Below are 24,223 nucleotides of genomic sequence, written 5' to 3'. Positions count from 1 at the left end.
AAAATTTGAAAAGATTTTGTTAATTTATATATACATGCATATAACCTAACAGTTAGATAATCTGGAGCACCTTCTTTTTAAAATACCTATCTTTGCACAAAATATAGCATTACATGTCCACATTTCAAGATTTTGATCTTCCTAAAGCCCTACAAAAAGCCCTTGACGAATTAGGCTTTGTAAACCCTACTCCTATTCAGGAAAGGTCTATGCCTGTTATCCTTTCGGGTCGCGACATGATGGGTATTGCACAAACAGGTACCGGTAAAACATTTGCATACCTATTGCCAATACTTAAACAATGGAAGTTTGCAAAAACCCACGTTCCTCGTGTTGTAATTATTGTACCTACCCGTGAACTTGTAGTACAGGTGGCCGAAGAAGTTGAAAAATTAACCCAATATATGTCAGTACGTGTACTGGGTATTTATGGCGGTGTGAACATTAATACGCAAAAAACACGTGTTTATGAAGGTGTAGATATTCTTGTGGGAACTCCCGGAAGGATGATGGACCTTGCATTAGATAATGTGGTACGTTTTGATGAAGTTCAAAAACTTGTAATTGATGAGTTTGATGAAATTCTAAATCTAGGCTTCCGTGTTCAGGTTACTTCTATCTTATCTATGATGAAGTCTAAAAGGCAGAACATACTGTTCTCTGCTACTATGACTGATGATGTAGATGATATGCTTAATGACTTTTTCGATTTTCCTGAAGAAGTATCGCTGGCTGCATCTGGTACACCTCTGGAACAAATAACACAGTTAGGATACAGAGTACCTAACTTCCTGACAAAAATAAACTTACTAAAACAATTACTACAGGACGAAACTATTAGCCGGGTACTTGTTTTTATAAACAATAAAAAAACTGCCGATATGGTGATGGATACTCTTGAAGAAGATTATCCGGGTCAATTTGGGGTTATACACTCCAATAAATCGCAAAACTACCGTCTTAATACCATGGCTTCCTTTCAGGAAGGTGTTTTAAGAGGTATTGTTACTACCGATGTTATGGCGCGTGGTCTTGATATCTCTGATATCACCCATGTTATTAACATGGAGTTCCCTGAAGTACCTGAACAGTACATTCACCGTATAGGACGTACCGGACGTGCGGACAAGACCGGTATTGCAATAAGCTTTATTGCTCCTCCTGAAGAAGACATTCAGGTTGAGGCTGAAGTACTGATGGAGAAAGAAATGGAATTTCTTGATATGCCGGAAGGTATTGTAATTGCTGAACGACTGCTTGATTTTGAAAAGGACAGAAAGAAAATGAAACTTCTTTTCAAAAAAGATACTCAGGAACGTGGTGCTTCTTTCCATGATAAGAAAGAAAAGAATAAAAAGGTTAACCTTGGCGGTCCCGGTAAAACGAAGCCAAGAAAAACAAAATCAAGGAACCGTGGTATCGAAAGAACACGTGATGCTAAAAGAAAGAAAAAAGGAAAATAGAATATACAAAAAATGCCGCTAAGATTTAGCGGCATTTTTTATATTATATCATTACGATTAATGTCCTGAAACGTTTGATCCGTGTTCTACATTCTTTAATTTACGTGAACAGTAGATACCAAAGAATACTATATATAAGTAACAAAATACCGGTACTATAAAAGAGTGCTGTACTCCATAAACAGGATCGGTATCTGCAATAGCACCTTGTACAATTGGTACTATAGCACCCCCTAAAATTGCCATTACAAGTAATGATGATCCCTGGCTTGTATACTTGCCAAGTCCTGAGATTCCTAACGTATAAATATTAGAGAACATAATAGAGTTAAATATCCCCATACCTAATATACTGTACATTGCCAATTCGCCCTGATTTACCATAGCCGAGATAAGCAATACTACATTTATCGAAGCAAATACAGCCAGTGTTCTTGCAGGAGCCGATTTTCCAATTAAGAAAGCAATAAAATTAAGGACAAGGAATACAAGGAAGAAGCTCATCTGATCGAAAGTAAGATCTACAATACTATATATCAATAAGAATACTGCAGCTGCTGTAACAACCATATAGATCATTTTCTTAGTCTGGCTTATGGTATGATTAAGAGATATAGCACCTAAGAATCGTCCGATCATAGCACCACCCCAATACATAGCAAGGTAGTTTTTACTTACTGCTTCGCTTAACCCCATTATATAGTCTTTCTCCAGAAAGCTAATAATAAAACTGCCAACAGCAACCTCACCACCTACATAACAGAATATCCCTAATACTCCCAACTTTAACTGCGGGAACTTTAAAGCGCCAAGACCTTTAGTTTCTGTTTCTTCTGTTTGGAAAGAGGGTAATTTCACATTATAAATAAGTAGAGCGACCAGCAATAATATTCCTGCAAATACAAGGTATGGAATACGTGTGGCTTCTGCAGTAATAGTATGTTCATGACTTGATCCAAAAATAAGGAAACCACCTAACACCGGAGCAATTGTAGTACCAAAAGCATTAAAAGCATTGGTCATATTTAAACGGCTCGATGCACTGTCTTCAGAACCTAAAAGAGATACGTAAGCATTTGCAGTAATTTGCAGCATCGTAAAGCCTAATCCAAGTACAAATAATGCACCTAGGAATAGTCCGTATACCGAAAATGTAGCTGCAGGGTAAAACAGAACACACCCTAAAGCTGAAAGAACAATACCTGTAAGGATACCTTTTTTGTATCCAATCTTATTGATGGGATCGCCTTTAAAATAAGAAATAGTAAAGTACAATAATGATCCTAAGAAATAAGCTCCGAAGAAGCAAAACTGAACAAGCATTGATTCAAAAAAAGTAAGCTCAAACAGTTTTTTCAAGTAAGGAATCAGGATATCATTCATGCAGGTAATAAACCCCCACATGAAAAATAAGAGCGTGATGGTAATCAGCGGAATCGTATAATTCGATTGCTGATTCTTAGATGGAACAGTATTCATGAATATATGTTTATTTGGACGAGCAAATTATAAATTTAATACTAAAAATATGTCTTAAATTTAACTTTTAGATAATTACGAAAAAATTTAGGGTAATGAAACGAATTCATTACCCTAAATTATAAATATTGCGAATTTCATTCTTAAACCACTTTTAAAAACTTAAAATTTTAAAGTGTATTTGAGTAAAAAACGGTTTAAAATATCGTTTTCGTTTACCTTTTTACTTATTTGGCAGTAAACATCAAAAAAACCGGAGAGCAAAGCTCAATTTTTTTACCGGTATCCGTAAGCAGTCCGCTTACCTTATCTCTTTTAAATATCACTACATTATTTGTAGTCTGGTTAGCGATAAGCACCAGGCTCTCTGTAGGATCTATCACAAAATTTCTAGGCCCGGTTCCCATAGTACTCATTGTTTGCACTACGTTTATTTTTCCGTTAGAATGTACTTTGAATACAGATATTGTATTCGCAGTTCCCCTATTTGTAGCATACATAAACCTCCCATCTGCAGTAAGGTGAATGTCTGCAGCACTATTCATTCCAACAAAATCTTTAGTCACGACAGTAGTTTCCTGAATAACAGCAAGCTTGTCATTCGAATAACTAAATGCTGTTAGTGTACCATCTATTTCCTGAAGCAGGTACATGAATATTCCGTTAGGATTAAAAACCAAATGTCTTGGTCCGCTTCCCGGTTTTACATTTATCGTATCTTTTAAGGTAAGTATTTTATCCCCTCCATTAGGATTATAGCTGTACATGTATATTTTATCAGATCCTAAGTCAGTAGTAAAAACATACTTTTTATCAGGCGAAAAATATACTGTGTGGATGTGTGCACTTTGCTGACGGTCTTTGTTTATACTGCTTCCTGTTAATTTTATAACCTGTTTGGCATCGGTAAGACTGCCATCATGTTTCTTTCCAAAAACAGCAATACTTCCGCTTGTATAATTAGCAGCAATAACATTTTTATCATCATTGATAATATAACATGGGTCTGCCCCTTCTGCATCTTTTTTATTAAGTAGGTTTAATTTTCCTGTAGAAGGCACATACTTAAAAGCACTTATATTACTTTTATCCCCATCTTCATTAACGCTGTAAATAACGTTGTTAGTTGGTGATACTGTAAGGAAGCTTGGATTTATAACACCATCAGTACTGCTTTTTGGCTTAAAATCCTGTGTTGCAACATTAAAATCATACACATAAATCCCTTTACTCTCGCAGGCATTCGTATAAGTACCTATAACAAGATTATAGTTATCCTGGGCATTAACATTTATACATACAAGCAATAGTAGTAATTTGGCTATTTTCATCCTTCGCATTTTAATTGTAACAAAAGTAGAGTATTTAAATTTTATGTGAAATTTATCGGACACATTTGCTGTTCTATTTAGAATAAAAATTTGTATTTTTGACAAACTTTCAAACGAATGCAGTTCAAACATCCGGAATTTCTGTACTTTCTTTTTCTACTGGCAATCCCTATTCTGGTTCACTTGTTTCAATTGCGCCGATTCCAAAAAGAATATTTTACAAACGTGCGTTTCCTTAAGGAACTCAGCATGCAAACCCGTAAAAGCTCTAAAATAAAGAAGTGGTTACTACTTTGTACACGCCTTTTATTACTGACTTTACTTATCCTTGCTTTTGCACAGCCTTATTTTAAAGCCAAAGATGATAATAACAAAGCAAACGAAATGGTTATTCTATTGGACAACTCATTCTCTATGCAGGCAAAAGGCAGTAAAGGTGAATTGCTAAAACGTGCCGTACAGGATATACTTGAAAATACTCCCGAAAACCAACAGTTCTCATTGATCACCAATACTAATGCGTATTGGGATACCGATATAAAATCGATACAAAAAGACCTGCAGAATATTAACTATAGTGATGTCCCTTTCCGTCCTGATTTCTTACTGACGAAAGCTCAGGCGAAAAATCCTAATACAGGTAAAGACATTGTTATTATTACAGATGCCATTAATCTGGACAGCAAAAATATAAGTAAATTTAATACCGGCACACCTGTTTATGCGATAGTTTCCGAAGCTGAAAACACAAACAATGTAGCAATAGATAGTGTTTACATATCACAAACCATGGATAACTTTTATGAGATAAAAGTAGACATGCAGGCATATGGAAAAATAGAAAACGATGTACCTATTGCCTTATACAACGGCAAAAGCCTTACTGCAAAAACAATTGTAAAGTTTGATACTAATAAAAAATCAAGCACATTTACAATTCCTAAAAAAGACTTCCACGGTTATGTTACGGTTACAGATAATAGCCTGACTTATGATAACACCTATTATTTTAGCATTTCTAAACCACAAAAATCTAACGTAACAGCCATTGGTGATATAGCAAAAAACAATTTCCTTTCCAGGATCTATACTGATGATGATTTTAATTTCACCCCAGCAGAATTGCGCAGCCTGGATTATAACAGCCTTGAAAAACAGGATGCAATAATTATTAACGAGTTAAAGGATATTCCGCAATCGCTCATCACAACACTAAAATCATTTTATGCTAAAGGTGGTAATATCATACTGATTCCGGCAGCAGACAGCAGTATCCAAAACCTTAATGCACTACTCGCAAACTTTGGCAGCAGCCAATTTAAAAGCGTAAATACTAACGAAAGACAAATTACTAAGATAGCTTTCAGCCATCCGCTTTATGCAACGGTTTTTGAGAAAAAAACAGATAATTTCCAGTATCCAAAAGCAACAGTCGGCTTTACCTTAAGCGGTAGTGCACTGCCAATATTAAGCTATGACGACCAAACACCGTTTCTAGCTTCACAAAGCAATAAGCTGGGTAACATATACGTGTTTAGCGCACCAATAAATAAAATCAACAGTAACTTCCAGAACTCACCTCTAATTGTTCCTACATTCTATAACATGGCTCAAAATAGTGGTAAAACCGGAGTGAGTGCTATTACTATTGGTGAAAACCAAAGCCTGTTACTGGATGCTGTTTTATCAAAGGATGAAGTACTGGCTGTGAAGAATGAAACATCTGATTTTATTCCGATGCAGCAGGTACTGAATAATAAAGTAAAGCTTTCTTTTGGTGATTATCCGGAAGAAGCCGGTAACTTTGCTATCTATAAAAAGGATGAAAACCTTAAAAACATAAGCTTTAACCATGCCAGGACAGAGAGTAATCTTGCCCTGCAGAATAAAGCATTAGTTGATAAATTTACAGCAGCAGATTCTGTCGCAACGGTTTACAACGACATAAAATCTGAAAGAACAGCCAACGAACTATGGAAATGGTTCATTATTGGCACACTTATATTCCTGTTACTTGAACTTTTTATTCAAAAATTTGTAAAATGAACCTGATATTCAAAAACGCCGTTATTATTGATAAAGACAGCCAGCTTAACAACCAGACTGTAGATATTCAAGTAGAAAACGGCATTATTAAAAAAATAGGTAAAAACATTGCTACGGCAGATGGTTATGAAACGATAGAGCTCGAAAACCTACATATTTCTAAAGGTTGGTTTGACAGTTCGGTGAATCTGGGAGAACCGGGATATGAAGATAGGGAAACACTTGCCAATGGTCTTAATGTAGCAGCACTTAGCGGTTTTACAGATATTGCATTACAACCAACGGGTAACCCAATTGCCGAAAAACAAGCTGACATCAGCTTTTTAATGACCAAATCGATGCATGCCGCTACTAAGATCCACCCTATTGGAGCATTGACAAAAAATAGTGAAGGTAGAGACATTACTGAAATGTTTGATATGAAAAATGCCGGAGCTGTAGCTTTTGGTGATTATAACAAATCAATTTCTGATGCTGCCATTTTAAAGATTGCTTTACAATATGTTCAGGATTTTGACGGGTTGGTTATTGCCTATTCACAAGATGATAAGATAAAAGGAAAAGGTATTGTTCACGAAGGTGTTGTAAGTACTCAACTAGGACTTAAAGGTATTCCTACCCTTGCTGAAGAACTACAAATTGTACGTAATCTTTACTTATTAGAATATACAGGAGGCAAGATGCATATCCCAACAGTATCTACAGCAAAATCAGTAAAACTGATCAAAGATGCCAAAGCCAAAGGACTTAATGTAACCTGCAGTGTAGCGATTCATCATTTACTGCTTACAGACAATACATTAACCGATTTTGATACCCGTTATAAGGTAGCGCCGCCATTACGCCCTGATACTGAAAGAAAAGCTTTAATTAAAGGAGTTTTAGATGGTACTATTGATTGTATTACATCTGACCATAATCCTATTGACATAGAAAATAAAAAACTGGAATTCGATCTTGCCAAAGATGGAACTATAGGACTTGAAAGCGCTTTTGGAGCCTTACAAACCCTACTGCCTCTTGATGTAATTGTAGAAAGACTGAATGCCGCCAAAGCAATATTCGGAATTGAAAACCCTGAAATTGCAGAAGGCGCTACAGCAAGTTTTACACTCTTTAACCCTGAAGGGAACTGGACTTTTGAAAAAACAGATATCAAATCAAAATCAAAAAATTCTGCTTTCCTTGGTCAGCAATTAAAAGGAAAAGCCTACGGAATTTATAATCAGGGTAAACTAATTTTGAATAATTAAGAAATGAACAATACAGGAGAACAAGGGAAGCAAAATGCCATCATCAGCTACCTTACCATTATAGGTGCTATTATTGCAATAGTACAAAACAGCGAACGTAAAAACCCATTTGCATCCTTTCATATAAGACAGGCTTTAGGTATTGAACTATTGTTCTTTGCTGTAGGATATCCTGTAAGTGGTTTTGACAGCTGGGCGGTATCAACAGGATTCTATGTGTTCTTTTTCATATTATGGATGTATGGATTTTTAGGTGCATTACAAGGTCAGACAAATTCAATTCCGTTAGTGGGACCATTATTCCAAAAAATATTTAAAAGCCTTTAATTTCATGGATTTATCATTATACCACTTAGTAAGAGAACCAAAAGTTAAACTGGAAAAGAACCCATTATTATTACTGCTTCATGGTTATGGAAGTAACGAAGAAGATCTTTTTTCGTTTGCTGACGAGTTACCTGACGAGTATTTTATAGTGTCTGCCAGAGCACCATACAGCCTTCCTCCTTATGGAAATGCGTGGTATGCCATCACCTTTGATAACGACATGAATAAGTTTTCTGATGATAAACAGGCTATAGAATCCCGTGACCTGATCGTAAAATTTATTGATGAACTTATTGAAGCATATCCAATCGACAAGGATAATATAACGCTTCTTGGCTTTAGCCAAGGATCGATCTTAAGTTATGCTGTAGCACTAACCTACCCTGAAAAGATCAATCGTGTTGCTGCATTAAGCGGTTATTTAAACATGGATATCGTAGGCAAAAGCCTGCACGCCGAAGACGTAACCAAAGTAAGATTCTTTGCTTCACACGGTGTTGTAGATCAGGTGATACCTGTTGAATGGGCCCAAAAGGCACCTGAATTTCTTAAAAACCTTGGAGTAGATGTTGAATATCATGAATACAACTCCGGTCACGGTGTTGCTCCACAAAATTTCCACGATCTTTTACATTGGTTAAAGAAGTAATTTCTACTTAAAAAATAAGCTGTTTACAGCCTTTTAATATTCCACTTTGTGTATGCCAATCGCGCATTTCGAAGTGGAATATTATTTTTTAGTAAAGTGCTTAAAACACTAGAGGTTTCAAAGCTTTTACTTTTAATGATCCACTATTTATACTTTTTTAAAACATATGATTAAGATATCAGTGTATTGATAAAATACTACTCCATAAATTCAGATTTTAATCAAAATAAAAAACAGCAACAATCTAATCTTAAGATCAAATTATTCCTGTTTCTATATTATAAATTTTGCTTACGCAAAAAAAAAGTACTGATCAAATTTTAATGAGGCAGTTTGCTTCTTAGCAATCCGTAAAAATACGTTCCTACTAAGGCACCAAGTAGCACTACTCCTATCCCCCAAAAACCTGCACCTATTAAAATATACATAGGTCCCGGGCAGGTACCTACAAGTCCCCAACCTAAACCGAACAGTATACCACCAACAAAATAACCGGTAAACCCTTTATCCTTATTTGGGATAACGATAGGCTGTCCTGTAATATCTTTGACGTTGTTTCTTTTTATCAACTGAACTCCGATAGTTCCCACCACAACTGCAGTCATGATAATTCCAAACATATGGAATGACTGGAAATGGAACATCTCATAGATACGATACCACGATACCGCTTCTGATTTGGTAAGTACAATACCAAACACAACACCAACCAATAAGAATTTTATAAATTTCATGATGAGTCTTAATTAAAGAATAATGGTAAAAGCAGCCACGACATGATCAGACCGCCTATAAAAAATCCGATCACAGCGATTAACGACGGTAACTGTAAATTACTCAATCCAGTGATTGCGTGCCCCGAAGTACAGCCCCCTGCATAACGTGTTCCAAAACCTACCAAGATGCCTCCTAAAAGCAATATACCCAGTATCTTTGGCGACTGTAAGGCTTCTGTACTGGTAAGTGCATCCGGTAATAGTTTACCGTTAGGCGCATCAATATTCATTTGCTGTAGCTCAATAACCGTTTTAGGGTTAAGCACTACCGTTTCTATAGTAGGATCACTTAAAAAATGAACCGCAATATAACCGCCAAGCATAGCACCAAGTACAACGACAAGATTCCATCGCTGTGTTTTCCAGTCGAACTTAAAAAAATCCGCCGTTTTCCCTGCTCCCATCATTGTACACATTGTACGAAGGTTAGACGACATACCAAAAGTCTTTCCAAAGTAGATCAACGCCAGCATAACCGACCCGATCAGGAATCCCGAAACATACCAGGGCCAGGTACCATATAAACTTTCCATGAATTTAATTTTTTACAAAAATAGCAAAATTGATGGCTTACAGAACCAAAACACTAATTATTACTAATGAAATACGAGCTTAATAGTACGGATTTAGCAAAACCTGTCGAACTTTTTTAAGCGTCATATAATTAGTGGTAAAAAATCAGCGTTATCAGCAATAGTATCATCTCTAATTCAGTCAAAATTTTCTTAACTTTGATGCTTATTCTATCACGTATATGAAAAAATACCTGTTCATCTCCTGTCTTGTTTTAGTGTTTACCACTTCCTGCATAAGCACCAGGAATACCATTAGAAATATAGACGACACGGCTCTTATGCCGGCTCTCACTAAACAAAACACTTTTATTATTACTGAGATCAGTAATAATAAAAAATACGGTTACGATCAGGATTATCCTGTAAACCTTGGTTTTCTGCCGGTAACTGCTGCAGAAATCAATGTTCAGCGCTACTTTGGTGCATTAACAGGGCCTGAAGGCCAGAAGTTAGCCTATAAAAAAACAGACAGTTGCTGCCCTTTTCCATCAAAGAAAAACGATATGGGAGCCGGTATACTGGACATCTATGAAGTTTCCTGGGACGGACTGAAAGAACCAAAGGTTATCTACATCAACCTTTATGAAAAAGGTAAGGTAGTAGCACCGGCAGGATTTAGTATTGGTCCAATAACACAATAGACACTCTCTATGGCTTCACCTAACAGCGAAGCCTTTTTATTTTTATCTTTGCACTCAAATTATACACCACAATAATGAACTTAAAAAATATACCACAGATAAAACATACCGATAGCGGTAACTTCTTCCTTCTTGCAGGCCCATGTGCCATTGAAGGAGAAGAAATGGCAATGCGTATTGCTGAAAAATTAGTTCAGGTAACCGATAAATTGGAGATTCCTTTTGTATTTAAAGGTTCTTTCAAAAAAGCAAACCGTTCCCGTATTGACAGCTTTATGGGCATTGGTGATGAAAAAGCGCTTAAGATCCTTGAAAAAGTATCTAAAACCTTTGGCGTTCCAACTGTAACGGATATACATACTAATGAAGATGCTGCAATGGCTGCTGCTTATGTAGACGTACTTCAGATCCCTGCTTTCCTTGTACGCCAAACCGACCTTGTGGTTGCTGCTGCTCAAACAGGAAAAACAGTGAATCTTAAAAAAGGACAGTTCATGAGCCCTGAGAGCATGAAACACGCTGTACAAAAAGTATTGGACTGCAATAACGAAAACGTAATGGCTACCGATAGAGGTACTATGTTTGGATACCAGGATATGATAGTAGATTACAGAGGCATACCTACGATGCAGCAATTTGCCACTACTGTATTAGATGTTACCCACTCATTACAACAGCCTAACCAAACGGTTGGTGTTACAGGTGGAAGGCCGGACATGATCGAAACAGTTGCTAAAGCAGGCATAGCTGTTGGTGTAGACGGTATCTTTATCGAAACACACTTCGATCCGGCAAATGCTAAAAGCGATGGAGCAAACATGCTTCACCTTGATTATTTCGAAGGCTTAATGAATAAGCTGGTAGCAATAAGAAAAACAATAAACCAGTTTTAATCATTCATCTGATTTAACATACGATTTCTATAATAGTAGAAATCACAGAACAAAAGGATAGCAATTGCTATCCTTTTTATATTTTAGTTACGACCATTTATAATTACATAACCTCTGTCACGCTAAGCCTGTCGAAGCGCTACAATATTTTATTTACTCTCTAAAACTTCTTCGGGAGATGGAAGCCCTAGCCGTTTCGTTACGGTAGAGATATTACTAAGAGGTTTAACAGTACCCGGATAAACTTCAGAACCAATTGCGACCAACTGGTAATTACCGTCGGCATATTCGATCATCTGCAAGTGTGTTATATTAGATACTGGCTCCGGAGTTAACGGTTTACCAATAACTTTCGGTGAATAATAATCAAATAAATACTTTGCATCGGATTGAGAGTACAACTTTATCATCATTATATAACTTAGGGTTAATTGTAAATATAACTAAAATATTTTAACATTTTACATCAACTATCAACAAAGAAATTCAACTAACACCTTCTTACAGTTTAGAATAAAGAGTTCTTATTATCAGCAAAAAATAGCTTAAAAATAAAATCTAAAAAATACTCTCCTATCGCATTGCCAATTCAAAATTTATAATTTACTTTGTAATTCAAAGTACTTTTGTATGGAAAATTATTTAAAGGACATTCAGGACATAAAAAAGATGATGGATAAATCATCTCAATTCCTATCGCTTAGCGGGCTTTCGGGAATTATAATAGGTATCTATGCCCTCGCAGGAGCTTACGCCATAAGAGAGATTGCCATAAACAATCAGGGAAAAATTTTCCTTGAGAGTTATCAGTTTAAGCTAATCGTAGGCATTGCGGGTCTTGTACTGCTGCTTTCTCTACTAACCGGATACATTCTTACAGCAAGAAAAGCAAAGAAACAAGGTGAAACCGTTTGGAACTCTACTTCAAAAAGACTTGCAATTAATTTCCTTATACCTTTAGTAACAGGCGGCATATTTGCAGTACTTTTGATGAAGAATCATTACTATGGCCTAATCGCTCCTATTACCCTTATATTTTACGGACTTGCCTGTGTGAACGGTAGTAAATATACTTTAAGAGGTTTGCGGTACCTTGGGCTAACCAATATTGTTATAGGTCTGGTAGCTACCAATTATATGGGTTACGGACTACAATTTTGGGCATTGGGTTTCGGCGTATGCCACATCCTTTACGGCTCTGTAATGCATTTTAAATATGATCGTAAGCAATAACTTTGAAGAACATTCTCCAACATATAAACAAAGCTTTTGACCACCGCATACGCCTGGGTATCATGTCGATACTTATGGTAAATGAGTATGCCGACTTTACAACCCTCAAGGAACTCCTTGGTGTGACAGACGGTAACCTTGCCAGCCACGCTAAAGCATTGGAATCGGAAGAATATATTATGATCGAAAAACAATTCATTGGTAAAAAACCAAACACCCGTTATATTGCTACCAAAGACGGTCGTAAAGCCTTTAAGGACCACATTGATGCACTTGAAAAATTAATACAGAAAAGCTAACACTATTTTTTTATTTACAAACTTTGAAATTCAAAGTACTTTACAAAAAAAGAAAACATGAAACAAACAACCATTATTACGAAAACATTTAGCAGGCATTATATGCTGTTCGTACTGGCAGCATTCTGCATTAGCATCCTTTTAGTAAGGGCAAAGATCACACATTCCATATTTTTCTTTTTCCTTATATGGAACCTCTTTTTAGCTTATACACCATTGGTCTTAACAACAATAATGCGTCATAATAGTAAAATCATTAATAAGAAAGCTTACTTCTACCCTGTCTTCTTTTTATGGCTGTTATTACTGCCCAATGCTCCTTATATTATTACCGACTTTATGCATCTTAAAAGAGAAACAGGTGTACCTGTTTGGTTTGATGTATTACTTCTCGTATCCTTTTCAGCCAGTGGTATACTATTTGGCCTCGCCTCTATGAAAGATATGTTTACTGTAATCTCTGCCAAATTCAGTTTAAAAATCGCCTGGATAGCTATAGGGGTAATTTGTATACTCTGTGGTTTTGGTATGTATGTAGGCAGATTTTTACGCTACAACAGCTGGGACATACTTCAAAAGCCATACAGCCTTGCAATAGATATATTATGCAGCCTTACCGATGCCGAAACCTGTAAACCCGCATGGGGAATAACATTGGGATTTGGCACATTGATGTTTCTTTTATTCCATTTATACCATACTCCAAAAAAGTAAAAAAATTTATAAATCTACTTTGAAATTCAAAGTGAAATTGATCAAAAAAATGAAAAAAATACTTCAAAAAATAACAAGTCTCTTTAAGGATAAAAAAGCAGCTGTAACCATGGACGAATTAATAAATTATCCTAAAGACAGCCTTGGATTTCATTTGGGCTGGTTCCTGTTTAACAATAGCCACGATATCGATCCACAGCCCGAAACTGTAGATATTCATCGTTTACTCATTACAAACCAGGTATCAAACAAAGAAGATATTGCCATGCATTATTACCTATTTGGCAATGGAGACCTTGCTCTGCGCACCGTGTTTATTATCCTTACTGGAACAATGTTTTATCCACATCATAATCCTGTACTTTTTTGGAAAATACCGTGATGGAAAAAATGCCCTGCGTTTTTATGACCTCGATCATTTCAGGATGCTGCACCTACCACTAGAAAGAATTAAAGACACTTTTTTAATACGATAGACTATGGAAAATCGCGAACATCCACTACCCGTTAGGCTACAACAAATACTGGAATTTCCAAAATGGATTTTTGGCATATCCTTTACCATTGGTACTATACTATTTGCTGTTTTTATGATAAATGGCAGTAAAGTTATCATAATTGGTTTTCTGTATGTACTAATAGCAATATTTATAAATACAATAGCTGCAGGTGTACTTGCTGTCTGTGCCTATGTCTATAAAGATTATCAAAATGAAATAGTGAATAAAACAGTAATACTTTTCATAAATATTCCCGTTGCGATCTTATACTGTTACCTCGTTTTTAGTCGCATTTAAACAAAATAGATCAAAAAGAGGAATTAAATCTAAATACCGGAAACAGCTCTTTTTAGCTTCCCTCCTATTACTAATCAATTTACCAATTTCAATATACTATTTTTTATCAATTGCAAACCCTTAACAATCATTAATTATGGAAACTCAAGATCAAAACCCTAACCCAATGCAACAGCCTCCCCAATCACCTGGATTTTTTCAGTCAAGTACAGCTAAAATTATTATGGTGGGCTTACTAACACTTGTACTGCTTATTCCTCTGCAATTTGTAAAAAGCTTAATTTTTGAAAGAGCCGAACGTCAAAAAGAGGTAGTCACCGAAATTAATAACAAGTGGGGTGAAGATGTTTACTTCTATGGACCAATACTAAAAGTTCCGTATACGCAATATTATGAAACAAAATTTGTAGACGATAAAACCAAAAAGGTTACCATACAGCGATCAGAATCAACAGAGTTTGCCTATTTCTTTCCAGATCAGTTAAATGCAGATCTTAATGTGAATACACAACAGAAAAACAGGAATAATTACGAATCGGTAGTGTATACATCTAAAATGGATTTTAAAGGAAACTACTCATTTCCAAGTTTTGATTCACAAGCAATACCAAAAGAAAATATACATTTTGATAAAGCAAGTATTATCATAAAGACCAATACAATAAAAAGTATTACCGGAAGTGTTACTGTAAGTATAAATGGAAAGAAACACACCTTCGAACCTGTACAAAACAATAACGAAAAAGATACTGTTTCTACGCTCGAAACCAATGCTTTTGATATTAAGAGTGCATTCGAAAATGGTCCGGCACCTTTTGATTTCAATATAAATTATAAAGGAAGTGAACAGATAAAAATCGTTCCAATAGGTAAAATGACTCAGGCAAAAATGACTTCTAACTGGCCTTCACCAAGTTTTGACGGTAACTTTTTACCGGAAACCAATACCATTACAGATGAAGGTTTTAATGCTTTTTGGAAGGTATCACACCTTAACAGGCCGTTTGCACAGCAGCATTTTGGTACATTACCAAGCCTTTCGGAATATTCATTCGATGTAAAATTCCTAATTCCTATAGATCAGTACCAACAAAATGAGCGCGCTGCAAAGTATGGTTTCCTTGTAATAGGCTTAACATTTCTTGTTTTCTTTTTAATACAATCTGTCAGCAAAATAAACATTCATGTTTTCCAATATTCCATGATCGGGTTGGCACTAATTATGTTCTACACGCTGCTAATTTCTATCACAGAACATAGTAGTTTCATGCTGGCTTATCTTATAGCAGGATTATCAGTAATTGTTATGATAACCCTCTATTCCCTATCCATATTGAAAAACAAAAAGTTTGCAGGTTTCATAGCCATAGCACTTAGTGCATTGTATATCTTTATTTATGTGATCATACAGTTAGAAAACTATGCATTATTGGTGGGCAGCATTGGACTATTCCTTATCCTGGGTGCGGTGATGTACTTCTCCCGAAAGATAGAATGGAAATAAACAATAATAAAAATCAAAACCCTGTAAATCAACACTACAGGGTTTTTACTATTTATAAAAATAATAGATTACGGTTGTAACTCGGTTACTTTAATAAGTACCTCTTCTTCAATATTTGTTGGTTCACCGGTTACAGTGATTTTGTCTCCAACTTTAATGGCTCTGTACTGTTTAGCATCCTTAAGGTTAGGAATGCTTATCGTCGCAGCATATGATTTACCGTCTTCACCTTTAAATTTAGCCGTATAACCATCTTTTCCTTTATTGATCTCTGTTATTTTACCAGAAGCAGTAACTGTTTTAACCTCTGCTTCAGCAGGTGTTTCGGTAGTTACGACTATAGAATCAGCTGAAGGCGTTATAACAGCTGTAGTGTCTTTGATCTCAACAACAGCATCTTCTTCTTTAGCAGTTTCTTTTTTGCACGCCGTAAAAGATAATGCAGCACCTATTAGTGCTATTGATAAAACTTTAATATTCATAATGTATTGGTTTTTAACCAAAGATAAAATTTTAAGGTTAACCAAATGACAGCAAAACATAAAAAAACCGTCCTGAGATTCAGGACGGTTTATATAATCTATAAAGAAGTGGCTTTTAATGTCCGCCTCCGGTTTCAACTTCATGAGCAATACCCTGTTCTTTAAGTATCTTAATTACTTTCCAACCATAAAAAGCAAGGTAAGTAAAGCACAATACAGGAATGAAATAAGAATTATGGATACCAATTATATCGGCAATTTTACCTTGTAATGGTGGGATAATTCCTCCGCCAAGTATCATCATAATAAGAAATGCCGAACCTTGAGACGTATACTTACCAATACCAGCAATACCTAATGCAAAAATAGACGGCCACATAATACTACAGAACAACCCTCCACTCATAAAAGCATAAATAGCGATCGTACCTTCTGTAAATAAACCAATCAGCATTGCTATCATTCCAAGTACACCAAAGATCATTAATGTCTTAGCAGGACGATCCTGACCTAAAAAGAAGCCGCCAATTTGTATAAGAACAATACCTGCATACGCATATAAAGGAGTTATATCCTGTCCAGAAATTGCATTGATAAACAATACAACCCCAAATGCAACATAAGGTATCACTATCAATAATACTTTACGGGTTGAATTCGATGGATTAAAAACAGATATCGCACCTGCCCAGCGGCCAATCATCAAGCTTCCCCAATACATAGAAATAAATGGAGCAATAGCAGAACCTGAAAGCTTTCCAAATTCAGGAGTGCCTAATAACTCTCCAAGATTACTCTGGATTGTTACTTCTACACCTACGTAAGTAAATATAGCAAGCATCCCTAAAACCAACTGAGGGTAACGCATGGCGCCCCAGCCTTCCGGCTTTTTCTTAGCAGCCATATTAGCATATAAAAGTCCAAAGACAATAATAAACAAAGTAGATATTGTTAACCCTAATCCTAAATAATCTTTCTCCCTGTTCTCAAGGAATCGGGTAACAAACTCAGGATCTTCATAACGTGAAAAAATGTAACCAAATATGGCAACAAGCAATAATGTGATAATGATAAGCGTATTCATCGCCTTCTTAGCAGGTTCAAAAACTGATTCTATCTTACCTGAAGGAAGTTTTTTCGAGAAAAAGAAAAGTGCTGCAGCAACAAGAAACAGTGCACCAACAAAAACATAAAGGATTTCCATTTTGTCCAATGCTTCAGGACGCTGAGCAAACTCTTCGATACTTACTCCCGAAAGCACACCAAACAAAGCCATAGAAACCACGATCGGACCAATCGTTGTACCTAAGGAGTTAATTCCTCCTGCAAGATTTAACCTGTTTGAAGCAGTGTGAGGCGCTCCTAGTGAAGTTGCAAATGGCTGAGCAGAAGTCTGCTGTAAAGAGAAACCCAATGCAACAATGAACAACGCGCCAAGAATAAGGAAATAATCCCCCGATTTTACCGCAAATATCATACATACAGCACCAAACGTACTAACAAGTAATCCGTTAATTATACCTTTTTTAAACCCCCATGAATTTAAGATATCTTTTTTCACCATCGTACTGATAATGAATAACAATAGTGCACCAATATAGTAAGCACCATAAAAAGCAAAGTCAATAAGCTGGCTCTGAAATTGGTCCAGGCCAAATTTAGCTTTACAAAACGGAATAAAAACGCCGTTTGAAGCCCCGATAAACCCCCAGAAGAAGAATACCGTGACCAGCGTATACAACGCAGGATAATTAGTTTTTGTTTGTTCTGAACTCATAGAATAGATTGGATGTTAAGGTGAATATTTGAATTATAGATGTAATTGTTTTTTCAGCTTTTAGTTTGTTTTCAGAATAATGCCTTGATTTTATATTAAAAAAACAATAAATCATTTGCACTATCCAACCCGCTAAAATACTCTTTTTTGGTATATTCCATAAAATAGAAACGTCTAATTTTATAGCGACACACTAAAATAATTCACACAATTAACTACACACTATTCGTTTAAGCTCAAAGAACATATAACACTTTATATACAGGCAAAAAAAAGGCCCCTATAAGTGGGGCACATTTTCTTTTTCATTTATATAACCTATAAGGTATTTAAACCTGTCGGTAAGTCGTCCGTTTTCAGTTATCTGGGCACGTTTTAAAACATTATCCTTATCATTATTATAAAATGCAGGAATAATATTCTCTAAGAACATATCGCCAAAACCTTCACTGGCATCTTTTGGAAGTTCACAAGGAAGATTATCTACCGCCATAACCACTATCGCAGCCGGATGGAACATATCTACCTCTTTCTCTTCATACGGATGGTATCCGTAAAAAGGCTCAGCAATAGTAGACGAACGTAAAGTACATGCTACAGGTCCATCGATATCGCAAGAGATATCAGCAACTATTTTAATTTTATTATCAGGTGCTTTAAGCATATCTGCCGAAAGGATCACCGGGGCATCGTTTCCGTAAAAATGTCCGGCAATAAACATATCAGACACTTTTGTAAAACGCTCAAAATCGGAAACATAATCGGTAGGATCTTTGTAGAATTCATCTTTATCAAACTCCTTACCGTCATTCCTTTTATTATAATGCTCAACATCGATATGAACATATACAGGTTCATTGTAGTTTTTAGAAAGGTAATTCTCTACAGATACCTCTTTAACCTTCATGGCATCAAGCATCTCTTTTGCCCCATTACCTACTTTACCATAACCGGTAAGTACAATCTTTAATGGTGGCAATACGAGCTTTCTAAGTCGCGCAATAAGAGCATCCTTGTCCGGCAGCGTTTCTGCTTTAGGAAGGTTAAACAACTCATATTTAGCACCAAAAGCCCTAAAGCTGTTATAGGTACCTACATTCCCTGCATACCTTCCAAAACCAATAAGGCGGTGGCCGTTTTCATCAACAAAAGTTTCATGGTCATAAAGATCGATATCACGATCTATGATAGCCTGAAGCAGTTTTTTGTTGTGTGGCTGTTTCTTAATTGTGTGAGAAAAGAATATATACTTCTTATTAGGTATAAGAAATTCGATAGGCACTTCTTTAACACCAATAAATACATCACAGTCCGAAACATCATCTGTTGTTTCAAAACCTTTTAATGCATACTCCTCATCATTAAAAATACGAATGTCAGATGACTCTACAAGAATCTCTGCCTGTGGGTATTTTTCCTTTAATTCCGCCAGCTTTGTAGGTGAAAAAACAACCCTTTTATCTGGTGGTGATTTTCTTTCCGTAATTATCCCGAATTTCATGCAATTAATCTTTTGTTTAAAGCAGTTATTGTTAGTTAAAGCCCATATAAAACGATATAGTTCTAATAATATAACACTAGCTTAAAAAATGTCTTCAAATATAACAGTAATTCAGTCCTTGACCAATTAATAATTGAAAAATATATCATTATATTTGCAAACCGAAATATGGTACTGTTTTTGAATAGTACACTACATCTTTCGTAAATATTGGGGTCGACTGGTTTTGACAGCAGGCCGAACTGAACAGTAAGCACGTCGAGAACTGAGACAATTCTCGTTAATAAATGGTCTCACAATTTTAAACGGCGAAAATAACTACGCTCTAGCTGCATAATCTAAATTAAAGTAAGATTAGCCTCGTTCCTGCAAGGCAGGAAAGCGAGATTCTCCTAAAAAGCCTTGGTTTGTGGCGTTTTGTACAGGGGAACCGTAAAAATAAACCTGGAGATCTCTTCGCTTCGCGGAGGTCTTGAGAAAACAGAAGATAAGTATCGTGTGGCAGTCTCCGGCCTGGCACGATAACGAAAAACTAAGCGGAGAATAAGCGTGTAGAAAGCTCTTTGCTTCCCTGTTTGGACCCGGGTTCGATTCCCGGCGACTCCACTTTAACAAACAAAAACCTATATTTTATAGGTTTTTGTTATTTTATATAAATTTCAAATCAAATAATTTTTCCAATAATAATAATTAATTTAGATTTTTACACTTAGATTGTCCCTAGATATCATCTCAAACGTTAAAAGTAAATTATAAGATTTTTTTGATTTTAAATTATTTACAATTACTCTATATTTTTGAAATAATTTTGTAATTGATAGCAAAATCCCAGCCGCTATTCAATATGGACATAATACTTTATTTTATTAATATTTAGTTCATTAAATTTAAAAACACTTACATTAGTCAGCTTAATACTTATGATAATATGAAACCAAAGAAGCGTAACAGAGTGGTTTTTTATTCTATACATGATGGTTCGATAGTATCTAACTTAATAAAGATAGAGCAATTATTAGATGGCACACAAGAAAAGGATAATTTAGAGATTAATGATCTTCTTGAATTTTATAACGTAAAATTATTTTTTGATCATAACTTGTTTTTGCCTAAATGGGAAGAAACAACTATAAGCCTCTATAAAACCAAAATAGATGAAAATTGGTTTATTATTAAAAATTTCTGGGCTAAAATTTCTAATACAAATGTATTAGACTTAATAAGCCAAGTAGATTTCGTTTATAAAAGCCATTTTTGGGAGTTAACTCACTATTTTCATAGTTATAAAAAAATTAATACTGATGTGTTTGTTACTCTATTGAAAAATCATCCTAGAGAAATTAATTATATTCTTGGTTTTAAAAGTATTGTTCCGTATTTTAATAAAGAAATTAGACTATTTCTCTTGGAATACTCAAAGGCAGCAGAGTTGATTTTATCAAATATCGAACTTGAAAAACATAGTCATGCAAGTAATTATATCTTTCCTTCCTGTTTAACTATAAGTGATAAAGAAACTATAATTAACAATTATATCGATCAGCCAAATGCTAATCCAAATTACATTAGACTTATCCAAAATTCGAAAGATTCACAATTACTAAAATTATCACCAAAATTACGTTTAAAAGCTAAGAGAAAAAATCGCGAAATAACTGATGAAGTTTTATCAAAAGGTCAAGGTTGGAAAGAAGGAGTAGAGATATCTTTATCTAATACACAAAAAGAGTCTGTTATATACAAATATGATGAAAGTATTCTAATTGTTTCTTACAGCAGAAAGGTTCTAGATGATCTTCAAAACAATATCTCTTTATTTTATGTTTTTTCAAAACTATTTATTTACACTGACACTAATGGTCTGCTTACATTATGGAGTAAACCTTGTGAACTGGATATTTTTGAGAGAATAATGATGAAATCAAAAAACGAGTATGTTACTGGTACAATATTTCATCGAAAAAACTTTTTATCTCATCTTCAAATAATTATTTTTAATGAATATCTATCTCATAGATCTCTCTCTGTAGAAAAGCTAATTGAAGCATTTATATATGATCGTTTAGACCGTCATTATGGTTTGACTAATATTCGGTTTAAGATTCCTTCTAAAAAAAGCACCTATCTCGAAAAAATTCGTGCACTGTCACCTGAATTTGAATCCATACTTAGACAATATCAGCTTTATGTAAACGACGGAATAATCGACTTGGAGTTATTCCAATTGAGTTCAAGTCAATTATATTTAAGTGAAATTCCTAGTTTGGCACGCAAAAAGTATTTTTATTCTAATAGTCCTAAGATAATAGAACTTCGCAATTTATTTTTTTCTGATCAAAGTCTACTACATTATATTGAACCTTATAACGATCAGTACAAAAATTTATACGATTTACTTACAAATGAAAATGTAAATTTTAATCAATTTGCAGATTATCAACAAGACATAATATCTATGCTGGTCAAAGATGAATATTTATATATTAACAATAATAATATAGTAAGTATTAAAAAAGATATAATGATTTTTTTAATTGGAGAATTATATAACAATGAAGTAATTACTTATTGGAACTACCCTATTTCTGTGCAAATTGTAATTGATAATATGCTTAATGAAAACTTACTGTATCATGAAGATACTTTATTTACAAAACAGGAGTTGAATTACTTTAATTTTTATTTAAACAAAAAAGAATTTACTAATGGTACAGACCTAAGAAATAAATATCTTCATGGTACAAATACTAGTTTTGAGAAAGAACATAAAAGAGACTATTTTTCATTATTAATGTTAATTATTATAGCCTTACTTAAAATTGAAAATGATTTAGAAATCAAACAAAAAAGTGAATATCGCTTTTTCCCTAAATAAAAAACATAAAAACTGCAATAAAGAAAATCCCCGCTAGTAACGGGGATTTCTTTATTTAATAAGCTTTTCTAAATAAGCTATCTTTTCTTTTTCGGCTTGGAGCAAGCGTTCGTAAAGCTTCTCTTTCTCTCCGTATGTTTCAATTAGTTTATCTATCGGATTGAAGGTTGGCTGAACATTAATCGCATTTATAGTAGAGCTATCATTACTGGTAAAACTATTAGAAATTATATTTAATACAGTTTCCTCGTTAAAATTCTGAATGGCCTTGGCTGATACGCCCAAAACTTCGGCAATTTTTTCCAGTGTTTCTTCTTCAATGATTTCACTGTTTTCTATATTTGAAATAGTCTGTTGGCTAACACCTAATGCAGTAGCCAAAACTTCCTGTTTCATATCTCGCAATTCTCTAATGCGACTTATCTTTCTACCTATGTGGTTTTGCGTTGCTGTACTCATACTTCAAATATAGTAATTTTTCTGTCAGATTTTTTCTGCCGGTAAAAAACAAGTACCATCCGGTATTTTACCAACTAAAACAAAAATACAATTTTTAAGAACGTTGTTAGTACACCCTGCATCAATTTTATAAAGGCATCATACTATATATATGACAGCCTATAATGTATTCACATATATATACTCATAAGGAGCGTTACCCAATGGATTGATGTCAAAAAAATGTACTTTTCCTGCACTTACTATTTCTAAGCTGTACTAAACACGCTTTGATCAATACGCACTGTTTATTTAAATATTTGTTCCGCTATCCATTGTTAATGAAGTCCCTGTCATGTACTTCGACTCTTCACCGGCAACCCAGGCTACTAATGAAGCGATTCCTTCGGCTGTTCCATATTCTTTAATCGCCATTCTCTCTCTGGCTGCATCTGCTATGGGCCCTGTAGCTGGATTCATATCCGTTTCTGTTGGACCTGGATTTACCAGGTTGGCTGTGATTCTTCTATCGCCAAGATCGCGTGCCAACCCCTTGTTAAAACCAACCAAAGCTGATTTACTCATAGAATACAGAGTGAGGTTAGGAACGGTCACGATTTCTGCCAGACAGCTACCTATGGTGATGATCCTTCCGCCATCAGGAATGTGCTTTATGGCTGCTTGAGTGGCAAAAAATACACCCTTTACATTCACATCAAACATTCTGCTAAAGTCTTCCTGCGTGTATTCTTCAAAAGCTTTACCATCTGCGACACCAGCATTATTCACCAGAATATCTATTTTGCCGAAATGCGCTGCTGCTTTTTCTACAGCTCCGGTCACTTCTTCATAACTGCCGCTGTCTGCTTTTATGGCAATTGCCTCTCCTCCGCTATTTTCAATTTCTTTTACCAGATTTTCAGATACTGCTCCTGAACTGGCATAAGTAAAAGCTACTTTAGCTCCTTCAGCACTCAGTCTCTTTACGATAGCAGCACCAATACCTCTACTTCCGCCGGTCACCAATGCTATTTTATTCTTTAAATTTGTCATATGAAGTTTCCTATATTTTATTCGAATTTATAAAAAAATACTTGCAAATAAGGGTACACATCAAATTGTTAGTTACTTACAAAAACGTAAGAAATGACAAAAAAGAGCTCTAAGTGT

The 24,223-nt window shown here is 35.1% G+C and carries 24 protein-coding genes and 1 other RNA gene; 15 read left to right on the top strand and 10 right to left on the bottom strand.

Annotated features, from left to right (window positions below; all coding sequences use genetic code 11):
* Positions 1 to 113: 113 nt before the first annotated feature.
* A complete protein-coding gene (locus EPI11_RS17305; protein WP_128391250.1) occupies positions 114 to 1,463 on the top strand; it encodes a DEAD/DEAH box helicase in 1,350 nt (449 codons plus the stop codon).
* A gap of 57 nt (positions 1,464 to 1,520) precedes the next feature.
* On the opposite strand, the gene EPI11_RS17300 is transcribed toward EPI11_RS17305, so the two are convergent.
* Both EPI11_RS17300 and EPI11_RS17295 read right to left on the bottom strand, forming a co-directional pair.
* Positions 1,521 to 2,942: a sugar MFS transporter gene (locus tag EPI11_RS17300; protein ID WP_128391249.1), complete on the bottom strand. Its 1,422-nt coding sequence runs from the start codon at positions 2,940 to 2,942 to the stop codon at positions 1,521 to 1,523.
* A gap of 227 nt (positions 2,943 to 3,169) precedes the next feature.
* Entirely contained in the window at positions 3,170 to 4,273 is a 1,104-nt protein-coding gene (locus EPI11_RS17295) for a lactonase family protein (protein WP_317125649.1), read from the bottom strand.
* A 117-nt stretch (positions 4,274 to 4,390) separates the two neighbouring features.
* Between EPI11_RS17295 and EPI11_RS17290 the strand changes: the two genes are divergently transcribed.
* Genes EPI11_RS17290 through EPI11_RS17275 form a run of 4 tightly spaced genes read left to right on the top strand, consistent with a single transcriptional unit; the run spans position 4,391 to position 8,548 of the window.
* Positions 4,391 to 6,319, top strand: coding sequence for a vWA domain-containing protein (locus EPI11_RS17290; protein WP_128391248.1), 1,929 nt, complete (start codon positions 4,391 to 4,393; stop codon positions 6,317 to 6,319).
* Positions 6,316 to 7,572: a dihydroorotase gene (locus tag EPI11_RS17285; RefSeq protein WP_128391247.1), complete on the top strand. Its 1,257-nt coding sequence runs from the start codon at positions 6,316 to 6,318 to the stop codon at positions 7,570 to 7,572. Before EPI11_RS17290 ends, EPI11_RS17285 begins: the two co-directional genes overlap by 4 nt.
* A 3-nt stretch (positions 7,573 to 7,575) precedes the next feature.
* Positions 7,576 to 7,899, top strand: coding sequence for a hypothetical protein (locus tag EPI11_RS17280; protein ID WP_128391246.1), 324 nt, complete (start codon positions 7,576 to 7,578; stop codon positions 7,897 to 7,899).
* A gap of 4 nt (positions 7,900 to 7,903) precedes the next feature.
* Complete coding sequence (locus EPI11_RS17275) at positions 7,904 to 8,548, top strand: alpha/beta hydrolase (RefSeq protein ID WP_128391245.1); 645 nt, start codon at positions 7,904 to 7,906, stop codon at positions 8,546 to 8,548.
* A 320-nt stretch (positions 8,549 to 8,868) separates the two neighbouring features.
* On the opposite strand, the gene EPI11_RS17270 is transcribed toward EPI11_RS17275, so the two are convergent.
* Positions 8,869 to 9,282 carry a DUF6691 family protein gene (locus tag EPI11_RS17270; RefSeq protein WP_128391244.1) on the bottom strand — a complete coding sequence of 138 codons (414 nt, stop codon included), beginning with the start codon at positions 9,280 to 9,282 and terminating at the stop codon, positions 8,869 to 8,871.
* 8 nt (positions 9,283 to 9,290) lie between these two features.
* Complete coding sequence (locus EPI11_RS17265; protein ID WP_128391243.1) at positions 9,291 to 9,857, bottom strand: YeeE/YedE family protein; 567 nt, start codon at positions 9,855 to 9,857, stop codon at positions 9,291 to 9,293.
* Between the two features lie 221 nt (positions 9,858 to 10,078).
* Between EPI11_RS17265 and EPI11_RS17260 the strand changes: the two genes are divergently transcribed.
* On the top strand, positions 10,079 to 10,540 hold the full coding sequence (locus EPI11_RS17260; RefSeq protein ID WP_128391242.1) for a 2-dehydro-3-deoxyphosphooctonate aldolase: 462 nt from the start codon (positions 10,079 to 10,081) through the stop codon (positions 10,538 to 10,540).
* A 74-nt stretch (positions 10,541 to 10,614) separates the two neighbouring features.
* A complete protein-coding gene (gene kdsA / locus EPI11_RS17255) occupies positions 10,615 to 11,433 on the top strand; it encodes a 3-deoxy-8-phosphooctulonate synthase (protein WP_128391241.1) in 819 nt (272 codons plus the stop codon).
* A 149-nt stretch (positions 11,434 to 11,582) separates the two neighbouring features.
* Here the strand turns inward: kdsA and EPI11_RS17250 are convergent, their stop codons facing one another.
* A complete protein-coding gene (locus EPI11_RS17250) occupies positions 11,583 to 11,846 on the bottom strand; it encodes a hypothetical protein (RefSeq protein ID WP_128391240.1) in 264 nt (87 codons plus the stop codon).
* Between the two features lie 217 nt (positions 11,847 to 12,063).
* Between EPI11_RS17250 and EPI11_RS17245 the strand changes: the two genes are divergently transcribed.
* From EPI11_RS17245 to creD, 6 genes are all read left to right on the top strand, one after another.
* Positions 12,064 to 12,666, top strand: a complete 603-nt coding sequence (locus EPI11_RS17245) for a hypothetical protein (RefSeq protein WP_128391239.1) — start codon at positions 12,064 to 12,066, stop codon at positions 12,664 to 12,666.
* 2 nt (positions 12,667 to 12,668) lie between these two features.
* Entirely contained in the window at positions 12,669 to 12,965 is a 297-nt protein-coding gene (locus EPI11_RS17240) for a winged helix-turn-helix domain-containing protein (protein WP_128391238.1), read from the top strand.
* A gap of 57 nt (positions 12,966 to 13,022) precedes the next feature.
* Positions 13,023 to 13,679 carry a DUF1361 domain-containing protein gene (locus tag EPI11_RS17235; protein WP_128391237.1) on the top strand — a complete coding sequence of 219 codons (657 nt, stop codon included), beginning with the start codon at positions 13,023 to 13,025 and terminating at the stop codon, positions 13,677 to 13,679.
* A 49-nt stretch (positions 13,680 to 13,728) separates the two neighbouring features.
* On the top strand, positions 13,729 to 14,061 hold the full coding sequence (locus EPI11_RS17230) for a hypothetical protein (protein WP_128391236.1): 333 nt from the start codon (positions 13,729 to 13,731) through the stop codon (positions 14,059 to 14,061).
* 97 nt (positions 14,062 to 14,158) lie between these two features.
* Complete coding sequence (locus tag EPI11_RS17225; RefSeq protein WP_128391235.1) at positions 14,159 to 14,476, top strand: hypothetical protein; 318 nt, start codon at positions 14,159 to 14,161, stop codon at positions 14,474 to 14,476.
* A gap of 136 nt (positions 14,477 to 14,612) precedes the next feature.
* Positions 14,613 to 15,980, top strand: a complete 1,368-nt coding sequence (gene creD, locus EPI11_RS17220; protein ID WP_128391234.1) for a cell envelope integrity protein CreD — start codon at positions 14,613 to 14,615, stop codon at positions 15,978 to 15,980.
* Between the two features lie 68 nt (positions 15,981 to 16,048).
* Here the strand turns inward: creD and EPI11_RS17215 are convergent, their stop codons facing one another.
* The 3 genes from EPI11_RS17215 to EPI11_RS17205 form a co-directional block, all read right to left on the bottom strand.
* Entirely contained in the window at positions 16,049 to 16,462 is a 414-nt protein-coding gene (locus tag EPI11_RS17215; RefSeq protein ID WP_128391233.1) for a hypothetical protein, read from the bottom strand.
* Between the two features lie 115 nt (positions 16,463 to 16,577).
* A complete protein-coding gene (locus EPI11_RS17210) occupies positions 16,578 to 18,239 on the bottom strand; it encodes an MFS transporter (RefSeq protein WP_128391232.1) in 1,662 nt (553 codons plus the stop codon).
* Between the two features lie 280 nt (positions 18,240 to 18,519).
* Positions 18,520 to 19,740, bottom strand: coding sequence for an NAD(P)-dependent oxidoreductase (locus EPI11_RS17205; RefSeq protein WP_128391231.1), 1,221 nt, complete (start codon positions 19,738 to 19,740; stop codon positions 18,520 to 18,522).
* A gap of 212 nt (positions 19,741 to 19,952) precedes the next feature.
* On the opposite strand from EPI11_RS17205, the gene ssrA reads away from it, so the two are divergent.
* Positions 19,953 to 20,349: a transfer-messenger RNA gene (gene ssrA / locus EPI11_RS17200) on the top strand.
* A 319-nt stretch (positions 20,350 to 20,668) separates the two neighbouring features.
* On the top strand, positions 20,669 to 22,615 hold the full coding sequence (locus EPI11_RS17195) for a hypothetical protein (protein ID WP_128391230.1): 1,947 nt from the start codon (positions 20,669 to 20,671) through the stop codon (positions 22,613 to 22,615).
* Positions 22,616 to 22,666: 51 nt separating this feature from the next.
* Here the strand turns inward: EPI11_RS17195 and EPI11_RS17190 are convergent, their stop codons facing one another.
* Both EPI11_RS17190 and EPI11_RS17185 read right to left on the bottom strand, forming a co-directional pair.
* A complete protein-coding gene (locus tag EPI11_RS17190; protein WP_128391229.1) occupies positions 22,667 to 23,074 on the bottom strand; it encodes a helix-turn-helix domain-containing protein in 408 nt (135 codons plus the stop codon).
* Between the two features lie 291 nt (positions 23,075 to 23,365).
* Positions 23,366 to 24,106, bottom strand: a complete 741-nt coding sequence (locus tag EPI11_RS17185) for a 3-oxoacyl-ACP reductase family protein (protein WP_128391228.1) — start codon at positions 24,104 to 24,106, stop codon at positions 23,366 to 23,368.
* Positions 24,107 to 24,223 lie beyond the last annotated feature (117 nt).

The organism is Flavobacterium cerinum (assembly GCF_004028155.1).
Taxonomy (GTDB): domain Bacteria; phylum Bacteroidota; class Bacteroidia; order Flavobacteriales; family Flavobacteriaceae; genus Flavobacterium; species Flavobacterium cerinum.
The sequence above is the reverse complement of the archived record's forward strand: the minus strand, read 5'-3'. Positions and strand labels throughout refer to the sequence as shown.